Source organism: Shewanella sp. NKUCC05_KAH, assembly GCF_019345585.1.
GTDB classification, from domain to species: domain Bacteria; phylum Pseudomonadota; class Gammaproteobacteria; order Enterobacterales; family Shewanellaceae; genus Shewanella; species Shewanella oncorhynchi.
This window is the reverse complement of the sequence record NZ_JAHKQZ010000061.1, coordinates 1-261: the sequence shown is the minus strand read 5'-3', so window position 1 is coordinate 261 and position 261 is coordinate 1. Positions and strand designations below refer to the sequence as shown.

Here is a 261-nt window from a genome sequence, read left to right as displayed (position 1 = left end):
GAGTTCCCACCATTACGTGCTGGCAAATAAGGATAGGGGTTGCGCTCGTTGCGGGACTTAACCCAACATTTCACAACACGAGCTGACGACAGCCATGCAGCACCTGTCTCACGGTTCCCGAAGGCACTAAGCTATCTCTAGCGAATTCCGTGGATGTCAAGAGTAGGTAAGGTTCTTCGCGTTGCATCGAATTAAACCACATGCTCCACCGCTTGTGCGGGCCCCCGTCAATTCATTTGAGTTTTAACCTTGCGGCCGTAC

The 261-nt window shown here is 52.1% G+C and carries 1 rRNA gene; it reads right to left on the bottom strand.

Annotated features, from left to right (window positions below):
- A 16S ribosomal RNA gene (locus tag KO533_RS22855) occupies positions 1–261 on the bottom strand; the annotation flags it as partial.